This is a genomic window from Massilia sp. DD77 (genome assembly GCF_036961685.1).
Classification (GTDB): domain Bacteria; phylum Pseudomonadota; class Gammaproteobacteria; order Burkholderiales; family Burkholderiaceae_D; genus Telluria.
On the sequence record NZ_JBAMDH010000042.1, the window covers coordinates 1 to 16,662 of the forward strand.

The 16,662-nt window shown below is 68.1% G+C and carries 15 protein-coding genes and 1 pseudogene; 6 read left to right on the forward strand and 10 right to left on the reverse strand.

Annotation, left to right across the window (positions count from 1 at the left end; genetic code table 11):
• Window positions 1–226: pseudogene (locus V7778_RS21495) on the forward strand (NAD-dependent protein deacetylase); the annotation flags it as partial.
• Window positions 223–1,251 carry an alpha/beta fold hydrolase gene (locus tag V7778_RS21500; RefSeq protein WP_335559011.1) on the forward strand — a complete coding sequence of 343 codons (1,029 nt, stop codon included), beginning with the start codon at window positions 223–225 and terminating at the stop codon, window positions 1,249–1,251. The pseudogene V7778_RS21495 and the gene V7778_RS21500, both read left to right, overlap by 4 nt.
• Before the next feature lie 45 nt (window positions 1,252–1,296).
• Here V7778_RS21500 and V7778_RS21505 read toward each other — a convergent pair whose 3' ends face one another.
• Genes V7778_RS21505 through V7778_RS21520 form a run of 4 tightly spaced genes read right to left on the reverse strand, consistent with a single transcriptional unit; the run spans window position 1,297 to window position 5,293 of the window.
• Window positions 1,297–1,611, reverse strand: coding sequence for a hypothetical protein (locus tag V7778_RS21505; protein WP_335559013.1), 315 nt, complete (start codon window positions 1,609–1,611; stop codon window positions 1,297–1,299).
• Window positions 1,611–2,486 (reverse strand): carboxylating nicotinate-nucleotide diphosphorylase, encoded by an 876-nt coding sequence (gene nadC, locus V7778_RS21510; protein ID WP_335559015.1) that lies wholly within the window; start codon window positions 2,484–2,486, stop codon window positions 1,611–1,613. Before nadC ends, V7778_RS21505 begins: the two co-directional genes overlap by 1 nt.
• Window positions 2,483–3,631 (reverse strand): quinolinate synthase NadA, encoded by a 1,149-nt coding sequence (gene nadA, locus V7778_RS21515; RefSeq protein ID WP_335559017.1) that lies wholly within the window; start codon window positions 3,629–3,631, stop codon window positions 2,483–2,485. The genes nadC and nadA overlap by 4 nt, the downstream gene beginning before the upstream one ends.
• A 60-nt stretch (window positions 3,632–3,691) precedes the next feature.
• Complete coding sequence (locus tag V7778_RS21520; protein ID WP_335559019.1) at window positions 3,692–5,293, reverse strand: ABC-F family ATPase; 1,602 nt, start codon at window positions 5,291–5,293, stop codon at window positions 3,692–3,694.
• A gap of 203 nt (window positions 5,294–5,496) precedes the next feature.
• Between V7778_RS21520 and V7778_RS21525 the strand changes: the two genes are divergently transcribed.
• On the forward strand, window positions 5,497–6,363 hold the full coding sequence (locus tag V7778_RS21525; RefSeq protein WP_335559021.1) for a PEP-CTERM sorting domain-containing protein: 867 nt from the start codon (window positions 5,497–5,499) through the stop codon (window positions 6,361–6,363).
• A gap of 51 nt (window positions 6,364–6,414) precedes the next feature.
• Here the strand turns inward: V7778_RS21525 and V7778_RS21530 are convergent, their stop codons facing one another.
• The 6 genes from V7778_RS21530 to queE form a co-directional block, all read right to left on the reverse strand.
• Entirely contained in the window at window positions 6,415–7,713 is a 1,299-nt protein-coding gene (locus V7778_RS21530; RefSeq protein WP_335559023.1) for an NAD(P)/FAD-dependent oxidoreductase, read from the reverse strand.
• Window positions 7,706–8,623 (reverse strand): muramoyltetrapeptide carboxypeptidase, encoded by a 918-nt coding sequence (gene ldcA / locus V7778_RS21535; RefSeq protein ID WP_335559025.1) that lies wholly within the window; start codon window positions 8,621–8,623, stop codon window positions 7,706–7,708. The genes V7778_RS21530 and ldcA overlap by 8 nt, the downstream gene beginning before the upstream one ends.
• A complete protein-coding gene (locus tag V7778_RS21540; protein WP_335559027.1) occupies window positions 8,620–9,546 on the reverse strand; it encodes an alpha/beta fold hydrolase in 927 nt (308 codons plus the stop codon). The genes ldcA and V7778_RS21540 overlap by 4 nt, the downstream gene beginning before the upstream one ends.
• A 188-nt stretch (window positions 9,547–9,734) precedes the next feature.
• Entirely contained in the window at window positions 9,735–10,220 is a 486-nt protein-coding gene (tadA, locus tag V7778_RS21545; protein WP_335559030.1) for a tRNA adenosine(34) deaminase TadA, read from the reverse strand.
• On the reverse strand, window positions 10,213–10,659 hold the full coding sequence (gene queD / locus V7778_RS21550) for a 6-carboxytetrahydropterin synthase QueD (protein WP_335559032.1): 447 nt from the start codon (window positions 10,657–10,659) through the stop codon (window positions 10,213–10,215). Before queD ends, tadA begins: the two co-directional genes overlap by 8 nt.
• Before the next feature lie 31 nt (window positions 10,660–10,690).
• Complete coding sequence (gene queE, locus V7778_RS21555) at window positions 10,691–11,326, reverse strand: 7-carboxy-7-deazaguanine synthase (protein ID WP_335559033.1); 636 nt, start codon at window positions 11,324–11,326, stop codon at window positions 10,691–10,693.
• A 215-nt stretch (window positions 11,327–11,541) separates the two neighbouring features.
• Here queE and V7778_RS21560 point away from each other — a divergent pair, with 215 nt between their 5' ends.
• From V7778_RS21560 to V7778_RS21570, 3 genes are all read left to right on the forward strand, one after another.
• Entirely contained in the window at window positions 11,542–12,453 is a 912-nt protein-coding gene (locus tag V7778_RS21560; protein ID WP_335559035.1) for a hypothetical protein, read from the forward strand.
• 273 nt (window positions 12,454–12,726) lie between these two features.
• On the forward strand, window positions 12,727–13,668 hold the full coding sequence (locus tag V7778_RS21565; protein WP_335559080.1) for a sensor domain-containing diguanylate cyclase: 942 nt from the start codon (window positions 12,727–12,729) through the stop codon (window positions 13,666–13,668).
• A gap of 88 nt (window positions 13,669–13,756) precedes the next feature.
• Complete coding sequence (locus V7778_RS21570; protein ID WP_335559038.1) at window positions 13,757–16,636, forward strand: M16 family metallopeptidase; 2,880 nt, start codon at window positions 13,757–13,759, stop codon at window positions 16,634–16,636.
• The last annotated feature ends 26 nt before the right edge of the window (window positions 16,637–16,662 follow it).

Here is a 16,662-nt window from a genome sequence, read left to right on the forward strand (position 1 = left end):
GGGTTCGTCGCTGATGGTGTATTCGGGCTTCCGCTTCTGCCGCCTGGCGACCGAGAGCGGCAAGCCGATCGCCGCTCTCAACCTGGGGCGCACCCGCGCCGACGACCTGCTGCACCTGAAGCTCGACGAATCCGCCGAGCACGTGCTGCCGCTGGTGGCCCGGCTGCTGGAAGCGCGGCCAACCGCGCCGCCGCCCGCGCTCATCGACCATAGGGGAATATTGTGATCCAACGCTACCGAAGCACCTCGCCGGCCGTCCGTCCCGGACTCTTGTGGGCCGCAGCCGGTCTGGCCGCCTCCTGGCTGTTCGTCCAGGCCCGTACCCGCCAGGTGGAGCGCGAGCATCCGCCCGAAGGCAAGTTCGTCACCGTCGACGGAGTGCGCCTGCATTACCTGGAACGGGGCGAAGGCCCGGCCCTCGTGCTCCTGCACGGCAACGGCGTGTACGCCAAGGATTTCGAGCTCAGCGGCCTGCTCGACATGGCGGCCAGCCACTACCGCGTGATCGCCTTCGACCGTCCCGGCTTCGGCTACAGCGAACGCCCGCGAAGCACCGTGTGGACGCCCGACAAGCAGGCGCGGCTGCTGCACGGCGCGCTGCGGGAGATCGGTGTCGAGTCAGCCATCGTGCTCGGCCATTCCTGGGGCACGCTGGTCGCCCTGTCCATGGGTTTGCAAGCGCCTGATTTCGTGCGTGGGCTGGTGCTGATGTCGGGCTACTACTATCCCAGTGTGCGGCTCGACGCTCCCCTGTCCTCGCCGCCGGCCGTGCCGCTGATCGGCGACCTGATGCGCTACACCGTGTCGCCGCTGCTCTCGCGCATGATCTGGCGGCCGGTGATCAAGCGGGCCTTCGCGCCGCGCCCGGTGGCCGAGCGCTTCAGCGGGCTGCCGGTCTGGATGGCCTTGCGGCCTTCGCAGCTGCGCGCCAGCGCGGCGGAAAGCGCCATGATGATCCCCGCGGCCATGGCGCTGTCCAGGCGCTATGGGGAGTTGCAGGTGCCCGCGACCATCCTGGCGGGTACCCAGGACCGGGTCGCCAGCTCCGGCCACAATGCCGAGCGCCTGCACGAAGGCCTGCCCCACAGCCAGCTGGAACTGCAGCCAGGTACCGGGCACATGTTCCACTACGCCCATCCGGACAGGGTGCTGGCCGCCATCGACGCCATCGCCGCCCAGGTCGGCGAGCCAGTCATGCAGCGCAGTCCGCGCGCCGAGGCGCTGGCGCGGGCCAGCGAGAGCGGGGTCTAGCGGTTCTAGTGGGTTCAGCCTGGTAGCCGCTGCACGCGGCGCGCTTCAATTCTGCGACAGGAATTTGAGAATGAGGCCGGTCACCAGGAAGGCGGCCATCGCCAGCGACAAGGCGCCGATCTGCCTGGGCGAACCGATGGTGTCGGCCTCGCTGTCGGCCTTCATGCGCAAGGCACGCCCGGGCACCACGGGACGCAGGAAGCCGCGGATACCCAGCAGCACCATCCCGACGCCGAAGAACAGCTCGCCGTTCATGTCGTAGCGCAGGCCGTCCGCGAGCTGCGGCAGTCCCAGCAGCAGGCCGAAGCCGAGCCAGAACAGCCGCGAACCGAGGGCGCGCTTGAGTTTGGCCGTCGACATCAGGCGACGATGCGCAGCGAGAAGTCGGTCGCGCGCACGTCCTTGGTGAGGCTGCCGATCGAAATGCGGTCGACGCCGGTCTCGGCGATGGCGCGCACGGTGCCCAGGTTGACGCCGCCCGAGGCTTCCAGCAGCGCGCGGCCGCCGTTCACCTTCACTGCTTCGCGCATCATGGCGAGGTCGAAGTTATCCAGCAGCACAGACTTGACGCCCGCCGCCAGCGCTTCCTCGAGCTGGGCGATGGTCTCGACCTCGATCTGCACCGGCGCGCCGGAACCGAGGGCGTCGGCCGCTTGGAGCGCCGCGGTGACGCCGCCGGCCGCGGCGATGTGGTTCTCCTTGATCAGGATGCCGTCGTACAAGGCCATGCGCTGGTTCTTGCCGCCGCCCACGCGCACCGCGTATTTCTGCGCCAGGCGCAGGCCCGGCAGGGTCTTGCGGGTGTCGAGGATGGACGCTTTCGTGCCGGCCACCACGTCCACATACTTGCGGGTGGCGCTCGCCACCCCCGAGAGCAGCTGCATGAAGTTGAGCGCCGCACGCTCGGCCGTCAGGAGCGAACGGGGCGAACCGGCGATGGTGCAAACCACGCTGTCGGCCGCCATCAGCTCGCCCTCGGCATATTTCCAGTCGATCTCGAGATCCTGGTCGACCGCCAGCATCACGCCCTCGAACCAGGGCGCGCCGCACAGCACGGCCTCTTCGCGGACGATGACGCGAGCTTTCACCTTGCTATCGCCGGGCACCAGCATGCCGGTAAGGTCGCCGGTGCCGACGTCTTCCAGCAGCGCGGCCAGGATGTTCTGCTCGAAAGCCGCCTGGAGCTTGTCGTCGAGTTCGCCGTCAGGAATGAAGGGGTTGCGCAGGGTCGTCATGCGGGGCCCACTCCCGAAAACAGCTTGGCGTTCTGCTCCAGCGCGCCTTGCGGCAGCGCCTTGGCTTTCTTGGCGGCGGCGAAGTCGAGCATGCGGTCGATCGCGCGCTTGGCCTGGCGGCCGGTTTCCGGATCGACGTGGATCTCGTTGGCGCCGCTTTCCACGCCGTGTTCCAATGCGTCCGCCAGGTTGCGCAAGCCGTTCATGGCCATCCACGGGCAGTGGGCGCAGCTCTTGCAGGTGGCGCTGTTGCCGGCGGTCGGGGCTTCGATGAAGGTCTTGCCGGGCGCGGCCATGCGCATCTTGTGCAGGATGCCGTTGTCGGTCGCCACGATGAAGGTGGTGGCATCCATGTCGCGCGCGGCGTTGATCAGCTGGGTGGTCGAGCCGACCACGTCGGCCTGGGCCACCACCGCCGCGGGCGACTCCGGGTGCACCAGTACCTTGGCCTCCGGGTGCTCGAGCTTGAGCAGGTCGAGCTCGATGCCCTTGAACTCGTCGTGCACCAGGCAGGAGCCCTGCCACAGCAGCATGTCGGCGCCGGTCTGCTTCTGGATCCAGGCGCCCAGGTGGCGGTCGGGCGCCCACAGGATCTTCTTGCCCTGCTCGTGCAGGTGCCGGACGATGTCCAGGCCGATCGAGGAGGTCACCATCCAGTCGGCGCGCGCCTTCACGGCGGCGCTGGTGTTGGCATAGACCACCACGGTCCGGTCCGGGTGCTGGTCGCAGAAAGCCGCGAACTCGTCGGCCGGGCAACCCAGGTCGAGCGAGCAAGTGGCGTCCAGGTCCGGCATCAGGACCGTCTTTTCCGGATTCAGGATCTTCGACGTCTCGCCCATGAAGCGCACGCCGGCGACCACCAGGGTCTTGGCCGGGTGGTCGCGTCCGAAGCGCGCCATTTCCAGCGAGTCCGAGACGCAGCCGCCGGTTTCCTCGGCCAGGTCCTGCAGGTCGGCGTCCACGTAGTAGTGGGCGACCAGCACCGCGTCGCGCTCCTTGAGCAGGCGGCGGATGCGTTCCTTGAGCTCGGTTTTCTCGGCCGCGCTCGGGGCGGCGGGCGTACGTGCCCAGGCTTCGGCGGTGCAGGCAGCGCCGGCGACCGGGCGGTCGTATTCGTAGGTCTTGATAGGGAGTACGGTATTCATGCGAACTATGATCTCACAATGCTACTTGCGGCGCAGAGGGCGGCAAGCCGCCCTCCCTCATCAGTCGATGCCCTGGCTCTTCAGGTATTCCTCGTAGTTGCCGCGGAAGTCGACGATCTCGTTCTCGCGGATCTCGAGCACGCGGGTGGCCAGCGAGGACACGAATTCACGGTCGTGCGAGACGAAGATCAGGGTCCCGGCATACTTGTCGAGAGCAATGTTCAGGGACTCGATCGATTCCATGTCCATGTGGTTGGTCGGCTCGTCCAGCAGCATGACGTTGTGACGGCCCAGCATCAGCTTGCCGTACATCATGCGGCCCTTCTCGCCGCCGGACAGCACCTTCACCGACTTCTTGACCTCGTCGCCGCCGAACAGCAGGCGGCCCAGGATCGAGCGCACGGCCTGGTCGTCGTCGCCTTCCTGGGTCCACTGGCCCATCCAGTCGGTCAGGTTGTCGCCGCTGGCGAATTCCTCGGTCGGATCCTGGGGCATGTAGCCGACGTTGGCGTTCTCGGCCCACTTGACGCGGCCATGGTCGGCGTCCAGGCCGGTGATGTCCTTGCCGCCGATGCAGCGCAGCAAGGTGGTCTTGCCGGCGCCGTTGGCGCCGATGATCGCGATGCGCTCGCCCGCCTCGACCATGATCGAGAAGTTCTTGAACAGCTGGCGGTCATAGGCCTTGGTGAGGCCTTCGGTTTCCACGGCCAGGCGGTGCAGCTTCTTCTCGCCTTCGAAGCGGACGAACGGATAGGCGCGCGAGGAGGGCTTGAATTCCTCGATCTTGATCTTGTCGATCTGCTTGGCGCGCGAGGTCGCCTGGCGGGCCTTCGACTTGTTGGCCGAGAAGCGGCGCACGAAGTCCTGCAGTTCGGCCACTTTTTCCTTGGCCTTGGCATTGTTCGCCAGCTGCTGGTTGCGGGCCTGGGTCGAGGCCAGCATGTAGTCGTCGTAGTTGCCCGGATAGACCTTCAGGGTGCCATAGTCCATGTCGGCCACGTGGGTGCAGACCTGGTTCAGGAAGTGGCGGTCGTGGGAAATGATGATCATGGTCGAGTTGCGCTCATTCAGCACGTTCTCGAGCCAGCGGATGGTATTGATGTCCAGGTTGTTGGTCGGCTCGTCCAGCAGCAGGATGTCCGGGTTCGAGAACAGGGCCTGGGCCAGCAGCACGCGCAGCTTCCAGCCCGGCGCCACGGCGCTCATCGGGCCCTGGTGCAGGTCGGTGCCGATCTCCAGGCCCAGCAGCAGCTCGCCGGCGCGCGCTTCGGCCGAGTAGCCGTCGTACTCGGCGACCTTGCCTTCGAGTTCGGCGGCGCGCATGTAGTCGTCGTCGGTCGCTTCCGGGTTGGCGTAGATGGCGTCGCGCTCGGCGATCGCGTTCCACAGCTCGGTGTGGCCCATCATGACCACGTCGAGCACGCGCACGTCTTCATAGGCGAACTGGTCCTGGCGCAGCTTGCCCAGGCGCTCGCCCGGGTCGAGGCTGACGTTGCCGGCCGACGGTTCCAGGTCCCCGCCCAGGATCTTCATGAAGGTCGACTTGCCGCAGCCGTTCGCGCCGATCAGGCCGTAGCGGTTACCTTCGCCGAACTTGACGGAAATGTTTTCGAACAGCGGCTTGGCGCCGAATTGCATCGTGATATTGGCAGTAGAGAGCACGGTGTACCTTTGGAAGCGTTGGTCGGCGAATTTCGCCGATCGGATAACCGGCTATTCTATCATTTCAGATTCCTCCATGGGAGGCGGCGCCCTTGTTGTATGCGCACGAAGGTTGCGCGCCGATCCACCGCGCATAGCGTTTGCACGGCCCGGCCTGCTATGCCGGACTTGCTATACTTGGCGCATCGCGAAAGGAGGCAGGCATGAAGCGTGATCCTTTAGGCATTACCCTGCTGCTCGCAGGCCTGGGCTGGGCCTCGGGCGCGGCGGCGCAGGCCGGGCCCGGCTGGGAACTGAGCGGGCGCGTCACCCACGGCAATCTCGGCTATACCCTGTACGACCTCGATCCCGGCGACGGCCTCGATCCTTCCCTGACTTTCCTGCCCTTGGCGGTGGCGCCCGAAGACCGCGCCGGGAACCTGAGCGCCGCCTTCGACTTGCGCACGCCGGTACTCGGCAAGGCGGACAAGCGCTACGGCGGCGACCTGGCCCCCTATAGCCACACCTTCGCCATCGAGAACCGGGCCGGCTTCACCGCCGGCGCGAGCGGACGCGGCGACCCGGACACGGCGCGGGTCGGCATCGAGGCCTGGGCGCGGCCATCGAGCGAAGGTCCGCTCAGCTTTGGCTACAGCTGGATCCAGGGCGACGCCCTGCCCTTCGTGCTGTCGCCGAATACCCGGGTGAGCTTCAGCAGCGCCGGCTCGTATGGAGCGGATATCGCCGCCGGCGATTTCGCCGGCCAGTTCCTCACCGAGAACCAGCTGCAGGTCTACACACTCGGCGCCGACGGCCAGCTGATTGTCGATGAGCACCGCCGCATGGGCGCGGACATGCGCAGCGTCGCGGGCGAAGACGGCTTCACCCATACCGGGGATTTTTCTCTCGACCTCGATTGGTACAACTGGGAAGACAGCCAGGCCCGGGCCTGGGTGGGCCTGTATTCGTATGCCAGCATCCATCTACTGAGCACCAATGTTCCGCCGCCGGTGCCGGAGCCGGGCGTGCTGCCGATGCTCGCGGCGGGGCTGGCCGGGCTGGGCTGGCGGGCGCGGAGACGACGTGGCTGATGGCTATCCGCCTGGGGCTGTGCCGCGGTTGGCCTTCCGGGTTTTCTGCGCCTACCGCCGCAGCATGTCCCGCAGTCCGTAATACCAATAGCTGGCCTGGGCCGCCGCCAGCCCGGCCGGGCCGCCGGTCCAGGGCAGGCCCCAGCGCGCATAGCCGCGCAGGCGCCTTGAGTCGCCCAGCAGCGCCTCGGACAACAGTTCGCCTGCCAGGGTGGTCGGCGCCACACCGTGGCCGCCGAAGCCCATGCCGTACCAGAGCCCGTCCGGCAGGCGGCCCACTTGCGGCATCTTGTGGCGCGCGTAGCTCATCAGGCCGCTCCAGGCGTGTTCGACCTTGATCCCCTCGAGCTGGGGATAGACCTTGACCATGTCGCCGTACAGCAGCTTGGCCACCGCACCCGGCGAGCGGTGCAGGATCGAGATGCGCCCGCCCCACAGCAGGCGGGTGTCCGGCAGCGCCCGGTAGTAGTCGAAGGCGAAGCGCGTGTCGTAGACCGCCGCCTCGGTGCGGATGCTGGACGCCAGGCGCTCGCCCAGCGGCTCGGTCGTCATCACGTAAGTAGCGATCGGCAGGATGGCGGCGCGCAGGCGGCGGTGCAGGCCGGCGAGGTAGCCGCCGCAGCAGACCACCAGCTCGCGCGCCATGACGGTGCCGCGCGGGCTTGTCACCAGCCAGCCGCCGTCCTGGCGCCGGATGGTCGTGACCCGGCTGTGCTCGTGGATCGCCACGCCCGAGCGCGCCAGGGTGCGCGCCAGTCCCTGGGCATATTTCAGCGGGTGAAAATGGAAGGCGCCCGGCTCGAACAGGCCGCCCTTGTAGCGCCGCGTGTGCAGGCGTTCGGCCAGTTCCTCGCGCCCCAGGTGCTGCCAGTGCACTCCCATGTGCTCGGCCATGAAGCGCTGCTGGTCGAGCAGGATGCGGTCGTCGTCGAACCAGTTGGCCAGGATCACGCCGCTCTCGCGCGCTTCGCAGGCGATCTCGTGGCGGCGGATGCGTTCCCGGATCAGGCCGACGGCCGCCAGGGTGTCGCCGTAGAGCTGGCGCGCCGCCGGGCCGGCGCTGCGGTGCAGGTCGCGCTCGCCCAGCGAAAAGCCGCCGAACACGAAGCCGCCGTTGCGCCCGGAGGCGCCGTGGCCGACCTGTTCGGCCTCCAGCACGACCACGTCGCGCTCGCCCCGTTCGGCCAGGGACATGGCCGTGCCGAGGCCGGCGAAGCCGGCGCCGATGACGCAGACGGCGCATTCGCGCGCACCCTCCAGGGGTGGATAGCTGTCGGGCGGCGCACTGACCCGGTAATAGGTAAGTCCCGCGGCGGCAGCCGTGTCTGGCTGCGCCCGGCGCTCACCCACGGCGCACGGTCGGGTAATCCGACAGGGTGAGCGTGAAGCCTTGCGCGTTCGACTCCAGGTGGCCCTGGGCGCCGAAGGGAATGGTCACCCGGCGCTGGATATGACCGAAGCTGAGGCCGGTCAGCACCGGCACCGGGAGGGTGGCGCGCAGGTAGGCCAGCATGGCCCCGACATCGTAGCCGTTGTCCTGCGGGCTCAGGCGGTAGCCGGAAATGTCGCCCAGGATCACCGCGCGCTGCCGGTCCAGCACGCCGGCCTGCTGCAGTTGCAAGAGCATGCGCTCGACCCGGTAGGGATGCTCGTTGATGTCCTCGACGTAGAGGATGCCGCCCTCGATGCGGGGGAAGTAAGGCGTACCCAGCAGTGAGACCAGCATCGCCAGGTTGCCGCCCCAGACCGTCCCGTGCAGCGCGAGCGCCGGATTGCCGGTCGCCGTTTCGCGAATGGTATGCGTGGGGCCGGCCAGGCAGCGCCAGAAATCGTCGATCGTGAAGCGTTCCACTTCCCTGGCGCCGAAGTCGCCGGCGATCATCGGGCCGGCATAGCTGAGGGCGCCGGTTTTCGCCATCAAGCCCATCTGCAGGGCCGTGACGTCGGAAAACCCGACCACGATCTTGCCGCTGGCGGCAATCGCCTCGAAGTCGATGGCCGGCAGCAGCCGGGTCATGCCATAGGCGCCGCGCAGGCTGATGATGAGCTGGACATCCGGATCGGCCACGGCGGCGTGCAGCTGGGCCAGCCGGCCTTCGTCGGTGCCGCCGAAACGCTGGTGGATGGCCTTGTGGTCGTAGTAGTTATGGACCAGGCAGCCCTGGGCTTCGAGGCGCGCAATCGCGCGCTCGACAGTTGTGGGGTCGGACGTGTAGCCGCCCGGCGCCACGATGGCGATGCCGACTTGTGGTGTGATCACTGTTTGACGAAGAGCCGCGGTGTTGAGTCTGGCAACATCTTACCCCGGGCATGGGCGTCGATCAAGGCGAGGATCCGCTCGACCAGCTGGGGCGGCAAATCGTGTCCCATGCCCTCGATGACCTCGAGCCGGGCGCCGGGGATCTGGGCGGCGGTGTCCTGGCCGCATGCCAGCGGCACCAGGGGATCGGCGGCCCCGTGGATCACGAGCGTGGGCGCGCCGATGCCGCGCAGCTCGGCGCTGCGGTCGCCGCCGGCGCTGACCGCCATCATCTGGCGTGCGATTCCGCCGGGGCAATAGCTGCGTCGCAAGGAACGGGCAACCCGCTTGCGCAGGGCTTTTTCAGGGGTGGGATAGGCGGGGCTGCCGATGTCGCGCAGCAGGGCCAGGGTATGCTCCACGATGCTGTCGAGGTCGGCGCCGTTGGCGGGCTTGCGCGCCAGCGCCTTGCGCACCCTGGGAAGCGGCCCCGGCAGTCCGCGGCGGCCGCTGCTGGACATGATCGAGGTCAGGCTCAGTACCCGCTGCGGGTGGCGCGCGGCCAGGATCTGCGCCACCATGCCGCCCATCGAGACACCCACCACGTGGGCGCGCGCCACGCCCAGGGCGGACAGCACGCCCAGGGCGTCCTCGGCCATGTCTTCCAGGCGGTAGGCGGGACGCAGCGGCCAGCCCAGCTTCGCCTTGAGGCGCGCCAGCATGAGGTTGGGCACGCCGGCCTGCTCGAACTTGGTCGACAGGCCGCAGTCGCGGTTGTCGAAGCGGATCACGTAAAAGCCCAGTTCCACCAGGCCCTCGACGAACTCGTCGGGCCAGGCGGTCAGCTGCATGCCCAGTCCGTGCACCAGCAGCAGGGGCACGGCCTTGGGGTCGCCCGATGTGTCGAAGGCGATGCGCAGTCCATTGGCGTTCAGGGTCGGCATGACGGCTAGGTCGGCGCCGTGCGTGCTGCGCCGTGCTCTGATAATGTGGTTGGGCTCTCTGCAGTCGCCGTGCGGGACGGCTTGGAACCAGCATAGCACTTTCGCCGCGCGGGCGGCGCTCATGCAGGACAAGCCCGGGCCCGGCGCGATCGGGCGCGGGCCGGACCGGCAGCGCCGGCCGGGGCGGCTCAGGCGCCCGGGGGCTTGCGCGCGGCGGCGCGGCGCTCGGCAAAGAAGGATTTCAGCAGCTGGCTGGCCTCGTCGGCCAGCACGCCGCCGGCCACCTCGGTGTGGTGGTTCAGGCGCTCCTCGGCGAACAGGTCGATGATCGAGCCGCAGGCGCCGGTCTTGGGGTCGGGCGCGGCGTACACCACCCGCGCCAGGCGCGCGTGCATCATGGCCCCGGAGCACATGATGCAGGGTTCCAGGGTCACGTAGAGCTCGCAGCCGGGAAGGCGGTAGTTGCCGAGCTTTTCGGCGGCCGCGCGCAGAGCCACGATCTCGGCGTGGGCGGTCGGGTCATGGCTGCCGATCGGCTGGTTGTAGCCGGTGGCGATCACTTCGCCGTCCTTGACCACCACGGCGCCGACCGGCACCTCGCCCTGCTCCCAGGCCTTGCGCGCCTCCAGCAGGGCCAGGCCCATGAAATCAGCCGGCACGGGGTGTTCAGGCATCGACGATCTCGGCCCAGCAGTTCGGGGTTTCGTGCAGCACCAGCTTGTGCAGGCGCAGGCCGGTGCCGTAGCGGTCGGTGAACACGGTCTTCAGGATGCCGAAGGCGACCTGGGCCAGGTTCTCGACGGTGGGGATGCGGTCGATGATCACGGTCTTGTGGCCGGGCAGCGAGGCCAGGAAATCGCGCACCTTCTCGTCCTTTTCATAGACCAGGAAGGCGTGGTCCCAGACATCCACCAGGTGCTCCTTGGCGAGCGCCTTGACGTCCGAGAAATCCATGATCATGCCGTTGTCGGAATTGCCGTCGGCGTCGATCACCGCGCCTTGCAGGGTGATCTCGAGGGTGTAGCGGTGGCCGTGCAGGTTGCGGCACTGGCTCTTGTGGTCGGGAATCCGGTGGCCGGCATCGAATTCGAGCTTGCGGGTAATCGTCAGCATGGAAGCTTTATGAGTCTGAATGACACTAAATTTAAGGGATCTGGAGCAGCTTGTGGGTCTGGATGCTGAGCTTCCACTTGGGATTGCGGCGGCAGGTCTCGATCGCCAGGCGGGTATTGTGGGCGGCCAGCGGACCGTCCATCGGCTGGACGTAGAAATTCTCGAAATCGAGATGTTCGTAGGCGGCCAGATCCTGGTTCGCCTGGGGAATCACGACCTTGATCTCGTTGCCCTTCTCGACGACCAGTTTCGAGCCCATCTTCGGACTTACGCATACCCAGTCGACGCCGGCGGGCACCGGGAGGGTGCCGTTGGTCTCGATGGCGATCGTGAAGCCGTGGGCGTGCATGGCGTCGACCAGGGGCCCGTCCAGCTGCAGCAGCGGCTCGCCGCCGGTGAAGACCACGTACTTGCTGGCGGCGTGGGCGGCCGGCCACAGGCTGTCGATCTCGGCGGCCAGGGCCGCGGCGTCCTTGAACTTGCCGCCGCGCTCGCCGTCGGTGCCGACGAAATCGGTGTCGCAGAAGGTGCAGACCGCAGTGGCGCGGTCTTGCTCGCGGCCGGTCCACAGGTTGCAGCCGGAGAAGCGGCAGAACACCGCCGGACGCCCCGCATGGGCGCCTTCGCCCTGCAGGGTATAGAAGATTTCTTTAATGCTGTAGGTCACAATAAGAGCCTGAGTGGAGCCATCCGTCGGGCGGCTCGGCGTTCGTCAACCCTCCATTATAGCGCGCCGCAGCATTCGGCGCACCATCCGCGGCCGACGAGGCCGTTTCCATGGCTGCACAAACTTTGAGCATTAACAATATTCCCGCCCCGGCTTCGCGATAAGTTCTTACGGACGATTCAGCGGAACTTTCCTACTACCGTAAGAAGGAAGCCATGACAAAGCCCACCGCATTCCTAGCCCAGGTGCTCGCAGTCCCGTCGCTGGCGGCGCCCTGCCCGGCCTGGGCCGCGCCGGGCGTGCCCGCGGCGCTGCGCTCGGTACCGCTCGAACTGCTGGCCTGCGCGCTGGTCACCCTGGCCGCGCTGGTGCTCGCCTTCCTCGGCCTGAGGCGCAGCGTCAGCACCGAGGAGCGCGCCCATGCCCTGCTGCTGCAGCTGGCCGCCGAGCGCGAGGCGCGCAGTCACGCCGACCAGGCCCTGGCGGAGCACCATGACGTGCTGTGCCGCCTGGTGCGGCGCCAGGAAGGCGTGCGCCAGGGAGAACGCTCGCGGATCGCCCGCGATCTCGACAGCCAGCTGGGCAGCCGCCTGGTCCGCCTACGCGCCGAACTCAGCCGTCTGCACGAGGGCGCTGCCACAGGGCCGCAACTGGCCGGCCGCCTCGATCACGCCCTGGCCGGCGTCGATGGCGCCATCACGGCGTTCCGCAGCGTGGCCGGCGGTCTGCGCCAGGTCGGCGCGCAGGAAGGCCTGCGCCAGGCGCTGCAGCGGCTGCTCCAGGACCAGGCGCGCGCCTCCGGCCTGCGCTACCGCTTCGACGCCGGCCTCGATCCGGCCGCACCAGGCCCTGCCGACCGCGCCGCCCGCCTGGCCGTGTTCCGCCTGCTGCAGGAAGTCGCCGCCGCAAGCGGCGCGGGCCCGCTGCACGTTCGCCTGGCCGAGGGCGCCGACCGCCTGCGCCTGCAGATCGAGGGTGGGTCCTCGCTTTGCGCCGCCGCCCTGCCCGAGGAACTGCATGAACGCCTGCACGCCCTCCGTGCCAGCCTGGCGATGGCCGAGGCGGCGCCCGGCCGAAGGCGGATGCTGCTGGAGATCCCGGTGCGCGAGCTAGCCGCGACCGCCTAGCCGCCTTCGGCCCTTGCTCAAAATCAATAAGTCGTTCTTGCCGCGGTAGCAGAATTGCTCCTGGCAGCCAGCCGGCTGCCATCCGCGAATGCAAAGGACGGCTCCATGATCAGCACCCATCCCCAGACAGGCGCTCAGCCGGCGGCTCATTTGGCGACTCATTTGCCGACTCATTTGCCGACTCAGTTGCCGACTCAGTTGCCGACTCAGTTGCCGGCTTCGGCGCCCGGCACGATCCCCCTGGTCCAGGACGTGGCCTTCGTCGGCCAGTTGATGGAAAGCCTGTCGGTGCCCGTGTTCGTACTCGACACCCGCTCGCGCGTGATGATCTGGAACCGCGCCTGCGAGCAGCTGACGGGCGTCCCGGCCGGGGAAATGCTGGGCACCGCCGACCACTGGCGCAGCTTCTACGAGCAGGAGCAGCCGACCCTGGCCGACCTGCTGCTGCAAGGAGGCGCCGAGGCCAGCCGTTCCATCTACCCGCGCATGGCGGCGGGCGGCGCGCCCGGCGAGGCACCCGATTCCGCGCACCCGGCCGCGCTCTCGGTCGAAAGCTGGTGCGACATGCCGCGCGCCGGAAGGCGGCGCTACCTGGCCGCCGACGCCAGCCCGATCTTCGACGGCGGCGGACGCCTGTCTGCCGTGGTCGAGACCCTGCGCGACCTGACCGACGAGAAGATGGCCCAGGTCGCCCTGGAACAGCTGGCCACCCGCGACGGCCTCACCGGCCTGGCCAACCGCCGCTGCTTCGACGACACGCTGCATGCCGAGTGGGCGCGCGCCCTGCGCCAGCAGCAGCCGCTCTCGCTCCTGATGGTCGACGTCGACAACTTCAAGGCCTACAACGACGCCCACGGCCACCTGGGCGGCGACGAATGCCTCAAGCGCGTGGCCAGGGCCGTGGCGAGCGAGATGCGCGCCAACGACCTGGTGGCGCGCTACGGCGGCGAGGAATTCGCCGTGATCCTGCCGAACCAGTCGCTCAAGGGTGCGGCCATCGTCGCCGAGCGCATCCGCAGCCGGGTCGAACAGCTGCAGCTGCCTTGCCGCTTCGCGCCGTGCAAGCACGTCACGGTGTCGATCGGCGCCGCCACCGCCATCGCCGGGCCGGACAACAACGCCAGCCAGCTGGTGGCGATCGCGGACGCCGCCCTGTACCGCGCCAAGCACCTGGGGCGCAACCGCATCAGCCTGCCCATGAGCGAAGCCGCGTAAACACGCCGCCAAGCGGCCAATCGGGCGCTGTTCATTCCTTGCCAAATATTCTATGCTGCCCGCTTAGCGTATTTTCCAAGGAGACAACGTGCTCACCCCGACCCTGACGCGCACCACGCGCGCGGCACTGATTCCGGCGCTCCTGGCGTCCACCCTGGCGCCCGCCCTTCTGCTGGCCGCGCCCGCCAAGCCGGCGCCGAAAGACGCCGCGTCCGCCGACGTCCTGCCCTTCAAGGCGACCGAGAAAACCCTGGCCAACGGCCTGAAGGTGATCGTGGTGCCGACCGGTTTCCCGAACCTGGTCTCGGTCCAGATCCCGGTGCAGACCGGTTCGCGCAACGAGATCGAGCCTGGCAAGTCGGGCTTCGCCCACTTCTTCGAGCACATGATGTTCCGCGGCACGCCCAGCTATCCGCCGGAAAAATACCAGGAAGTCATCACCAAGGCGGGCGCGCGCCAGAACGCCTACACCAGCGACGACCTGACCAACTACTACACCACCTTCGCCAAGGAAGACCTGGAAACCGTGCTGAAGGTCGAGGCCGACCGCTTCCAGCACCTGTCCTATCCGGTGGAGGCCTTCAAGACCGAGTCGCGCGCCGTGCTGGGCGAGTACAACAAGAACAGCGCGAACCCGATGCAGAAGCTGTTCGAGGTGCAGCGCGACGCCGCCTACAGCACCCATACCTACAAGCACACCACCATGGGCTTCCTCAAGGACATCGAGGACATGCCCAACCAGTACGACTACTCCAAGGTTTTCTTCGACCGCTGGTACCGGCCCGAGCGCACCACGGTGATCGTCGCCGGCGACGTCGAACCGGCCAAGGCCATCGCCCTGGTCGAGAAGTACTGGTCTTCCTGGCGCCGCGGCAGCTACAAGGCCCCGGTGCCCGCCGAGCCGGCGCCGCGCGGCGCCCAGTACCGCCATGTGGCCTGGCAGACCCCGACCCTGCCGCTGGTGACGGTCGCCTTCCGCGCCCCGGCCTTCTCGGACACCGCCAAGGACCAGGCGGCGCTGTCGATGCTGCTGTCGCTGTCCTTCGGGCGCACCTCCCCACTGTACAAGCGCCTGGTACAGGACGAGCAGAAGGTCGACCAGCTGTTCGACTCCACGCCGAACCGGGTCGATCCGACCCTGGCCACGATCGGGGCAAGGGTCAAGCGGCCGGTCGACGCCCTGTACGTGCGCGACGCCATCCTGCAAACGGTGGCCAGGCTGCGCGACGAACCGGTCGCCGCCCAGGCCCTGGAAGACGCCAAGTCGGCCCAGAAATACGGCCTGATCCGCTCGCTCGACAATACCGAGCAGATCGCATCGACCCTGGCGTCGTATGTGCACTTCAACCGTTCCTACGGCACCCTGAACCGCTACTACCGCGTGGTCGACAGCCTGAGCCCGGCCGACCTCCAGGCCGCCGCCCGCAAGTACCTGGTCGACGAGGCAATGGTCGTGACCACCCTGGCGCACGAGGCCCTGCCGGCGGGCATCGAGACCCTGCCGCCACTGGCCAGCTTCGCGCCCAAGGCGGCGGACGCGAAGTTCGACGTGCTGGTCCAGAAGTCGGCCCTGCCGCAGATCCGCTTCAAGCTGCTGTTCGCGGCCGGCTCGGCGCATGACCCGCAGGGCAAGGAGGGCCTGGCCGCACTCACCGCCGCCATGGTCGCCGGCGCCGGTTCGCGCGAGCGCAAGATCGACGAGGTGAGCAAGGCCCTGTTCCCCCTCGCCGGCAGCTTCCTTGAACAGACCGACAAGGAAATGACCACCTTTACCGGCACCACCCACAAGGACAACTGGGACGCCTTCATGGCCGTCGCCATGCCGCTGCTGGTGGACCCGGGCTTCCGCGAGGAAGACTTCCGCCGCCTGAAGGACGCCCAGCGCAATGCCCTGGTGCTGGACCTGAAGGCCAACAACGAGGAGGAATTCGGCAAGGAGAGGCTGCAAGCGAACATCTTCGCCGGCACGCCCTATGGGCATCCGGTGCTGGGCACGATCAAGGGCCTGGACGCGATCACCATGGACGACGTCAAGGCCTTCTACCGCCAGGCCTACGCCCAGGGCGCCCTGCGCGTCGGCATCTCCGGCGACGTCAGCGAACGCATGGCCGCTTCGCTCAAGAGCCAGCTGGCGCGCCTGCCGCAGGGCGCCGGCCTGCCGGCCACGGGCGTGCCGCGCGGCCGCATGCCCCAGGGCCTCGAGGTCGAGATCGTCGAGAAGAACACCCGCGCCACCGCGATCTCCTTTGGCCTGCCGCTGGCCGTCACCCGCTCGCACCCGGACTTCCCGGCGCTGTGGCTGGCAAAGACCTGGCTGGGCGAGCACCGCGCCTCCAGCGCCCGCCTGTACCAGCGCATCCGCGAGGAACGCGGCATGAACTACGGCGACTATGCCTACATCGAGGCCTTCCCGCGCGGGATGTTCCAGTTCTTCCCCAACCCGAACCTGGGCCGCAAGGCGCAGCTGTTCGAGGTCTGGATCCGTCCGGTGGCGCCGGAGAACGGCCACTTCGCCCTGCGCGTGGCCCTGCACGAGCTGGGCAAGCTGGTCGAGAACGGCCTGAGCGAGCAGGATTTCGCCACCACCCGCGACTACCTCATGAAGAACGTGTTCGTGATGACCGCGACCCAGGACCAGCAGCTCGGCTATGCGCTCGACGCCCAGTGGTACGGCACCCCGGAATTCACCCGCATGATGCGCGACGGCCTGGCCAAACTGAGCGCGGCCGACGTCAACGCGGCGATCAGGCGCCACCTGTCCGCCAGGAACCTGTCGGTGGTGATCATCACCAAGGATGCGGCCGGCCTGAAGGACAAACTGGTGAGCGACGCCTTCTCGCCGATCGCCTACGACGCCAACAAGCCGCAAGCGCTGCTGGACGAGGACAAGGCGATTGGCGCGATGAAGCTGGGGATCAGGCCGGAGGCGCTGAGGATCACCCCGGCGGACCAGGCCTTCGCCCAGTAAGCTCCGGCATCGGGCGCTCCGTGCGC